Genomic DNA, 778 nt, shown 5'->3' with positions numbered 1-778 from the left:
GCAATTGCAAGCGGAGAAGGAAGACCTTGGTAAGTCGCGTGATTGTCGTGTTCCATCATCGAAACCTTACCATGAATGATTTCGCCAGCGCCTGCAACCTTACCGCCGTATGCTTCAACAATTGCTTGGTGACCAAGACAAATACCAATCATCGGTACTTTGCCTTTCAAGCGTTGAATCAGCTCTGGCATGCAACCCGCGTCAGCAGGAGCACCTGGACCTGGAGACAGCAACGCAACTGGGTTTTCTAGCTCATTAATCGCTGCTTCTACCGCTTCCGCAGGAATGTTATTACGGTAGATCTTCACGTTGTGGCCTAGTGAACGGAACTGGTCTACTAGGTTGTAAGTGAACGAGTCAAAGTTATCAATAAATACGATATCAGCCATGATTAAGACTCCTGCTTGCTAGAGGTTGGCTTAGATGCAGTGTGCGCTGCTTGAATCGCAGAGATGACTGCCTGAGCTTTACCACGAGTTTCATCGGCTTCTGCTTGTGGGTCTGAATCGAATACCACGCCAGCGCCAGCTTGAACTTGAGCAATCCCGTTTTCAACGTAAGCTGAGCGAATCACGATACAAGTATCTAGAGTGCCTTCACCCGTTAGGTAGCCTACTGCGCCGCCGTAGCTACCACGACGAGTTTGTTCCACATCGCGAATCAGCTGCATTGCACGAATCTAGTTAAAAAAAACAGGTATCAGTCACTTTGCTTTGCAAGTAAGTGATCTAAAAAAAACAAGAGAAAAACTAAGTCCAAACTATCAATGTAGTGCAAT

At 46.9% G+C, this 778-nt stretch carries 2 pseudogenes; both read right to left on the bottom strand.

What is annotated here, in order from left to right:
- Nucleotides 1–389: pseudogene (locus tag KIV40_RS29675) on the bottom strand (gamma-glutamyl-gamma-aminobutyrate hydrolase family protein); the annotation flags it as partial.
- Nucleotides 390–391: 2 nt separating this feature from the next.
- Nucleotides 392–679 (bottom strand): annotated as a pseudogene (locus KIV40_RS29670) (chorismate-binding protein); the annotation flags it as partial.
- Between the last annotated feature and the right edge of the window lie 99 nt (nucleotides 680–778).

The organism is Vibrio sp. D173a (assembly GCF_030248475.1).
This window is presented reverse-complemented; position numbering and strand designations above follow the sequence as displayed.